This window comes from Subtercola vilae (assembly GCF_004923255.1).
Classification (GTDB): Bacteria; Actinomycetota; Actinomycetes; order Actinomycetales; family Microbacteriaceae; genus Subtercola; species Subtercola vilae.
In genome coordinates this window covers 1-2151 of sequence record NZ_QYRT01000092.1, presented here as the reverse complement: position 1 = coordinate 2151, position 2151 = coordinate 1, and the positions used below count along the sequence as shown (strand labels likewise).

At 66.7% G+C, this 2151-nt stretch carries 2 protein-coding genes; both read right to left on the bottom strand.

The window, feature by feature from the left end:
- Window positions 1–57 precede the first annotated feature (57 nt).
- A complete protein-coding gene (locus D4765_RS18930) occupies window positions 58–1653 on the bottom strand; it encodes an ABC-F family ATP-binding cassette domain-containing protein (RefSeq protein WP_136643859.1) in 1596 nt (531 codons plus the stop codon).
- 141 nt (window positions 1654–1794) lie between these two features.
- On the bottom strand, window positions 1795–2151 hold a 357-nt coding region (locus D4765_RS19320; RefSeq protein ID WP_161580505.1), incomplete at its 5' end, for a LysM peptidoglycan-binding domain-containing protein.

Below are 2151 nucleotides of genomic sequence, written 5' to 3'. Positions count from 1 at the left end.
ACGTAATAGGGAGCGAAGCCGTTTTCGACATCGACAGAGAACGTGTGGAGGGGCGGGTCAGGCGCCGGTGAGGGTGAGGGCACCCGCGCGGGCGGCGGCCGGCGAGAAGGTGAGGTAGCGGTTGGCGATCTTGTCGGTGAAGAACCGGTCGTGGCTGACCACGACGACGGCGCCCGGGAAGTGGAGCAGGGCGCGCTCCATGACCTGGGTGCTCGAGAGGTCGAGGTGGTTGGTGGGCTCGTCGAGCAGCAGCACGGAGGCGCCCGAGAGGAGGCACTGCGCCATGGCGACGCGGGCGCGTTGGCCACCCGAGAGGTTTCCGATGCGCTGCTTCAGGTCGGCTTCGGAGAACTGGAACATGGCGAGAAACCGGCCGACAGACTTGCGGGTCGCGGTGAGAGCGAGGCTGTCAGGCAGGGCGTTCACCGCGTGGGTCACGGTGTCTGCGTCGTCGAGATCGGCGAGCATCCGGTTGTATGACACGACGCCCACGCCCTTGGGCCACTCGACGGTGCCCTCGTCGGGGCGCTCCTCACCCATCAGGACGCGCAGCAGGGTGCTCTTGCCGCTGCCGTTCGCTCCGATCACGGCGATGCGGTTGCCGCGGCGAATCTCGAGGTTCACGTCGCTGAAGAGTGTCTTGTCGCCGTACGCCTTGCCGAGCATGCCGACGCGGCAGAGTACGTCTTTGACGTGCAGTCCGCGGTAGATCTCGGTGATGATCTCGTCGACCGGGCGGGGCGTGCGGGCCTTCTTGATGCCGGCGAGCTGCTTGCCGAGGCCCCGGCTGGCCGCCTTCGCTGCCTCGCGGCGATCGGCGATGCCCTCGGATTCGAACGCCAGAAGTTCTGACTCGTGCACGAACTGCTGCTCGAGTGTTTTGAGCCTGAACTGCTTCTGCACCACATACTCGTCGAAATTGCCCGGATACTCGTGCAGATGAAAGTTCTCGACCTCGATGATGCGGGTGACCACGGCGTCGAGAAAGGTTCGATCGTGCGAGACGATGATGGCGGCGCCTCGAAAGTCGCGGAACCAGCTCTCGAGCCACTCGACACCGGCGACGTCGAGAAAGTTTGTGGGCTCGTCGAGCAGCAGCACGTCGGGGCGTTCGAGCAGGATCTTCGCGAGCGCGGCCCGGTTGCGCCAGCCCCCCGAGAGGTCGTCGATGGGGCAGATGCGGTTGGCGGCGTCGAAGCCGAGGGTCGTGAGGGCGGTGTCGATGCGGCGCTGGTACTCCCAGCCGTCGAGGCGCTCCATCTCTTCAAAGAGTTCGGCCTGGCGCGAAATGAGGCGGTCGAGCGCGGGCGAGGCGCTCGAGTCGGCCGCCACCGCGGCGTCGATCGAGGCGAGTTCGGCCTCGACGGCGTGCACGTCGTCAAACAGCCCGTCGAGCACGTCGGTGATGGATGCCGCACCGTCGAGCTCGGAGAACTGCGAGAAGTACCCCAGTTTCAGGCCGGGTTCGAGGGCGATGGTACCGGCATCCGGAGCCACCTGCTCGAGCGCCAGCTTCAGCAGAGTGGACTTGCCAGAGCCGTTGCGGCCGATGAGCCCCACTCGGTCGCGCGATTCGAGCCGAAAGAACGCCTCGCGGAGCACCGGCGTGTTCTCGAAGCTCACGCTGACGTCGTTCATTCTGATGAGGCTCATGGGGCCGTTTCTGTGCAGATTACGGATGCGCGCCCGGGCACCGGGGCTCACAGAAGTATGACAGTCGCCCCTGACAGCGGGTGCTGTGTGGGGCGCGCCGGCCATCGCCAGCTCATGCCGGTCGAGACGGACTGTCGCAGGTCAGCAGCGCGGGTTCGGGTACAGGTTCTGCGGGCCTACCTGCTCGGAGGGCAACGGCCAACGAATGTCGAGAACGTCGCCGGGCTGCATGAGCGCCGGGTCGGAGCACGGAAAGTTCACCCGCGCCACATCGGCAACCTGCAGCTGAAACCGCGACGCGATCGCGAGAATCTGGTCGTTCTGCGCCACCGTGTACCGGTACTCGTCGTCACTGACCTTGCTCGACGACCCCACGGCGTACTGCTGCGGGCCGGTGTCGTCGACGAGCGGCGTGTTGGCGGTGTTGCCGCCGTCGGTCTGGCCGCCCATCGCGTTCGGCGGGGTGAGCGGGGGCGGAGGGTCGGTCGTGGGCGCGGG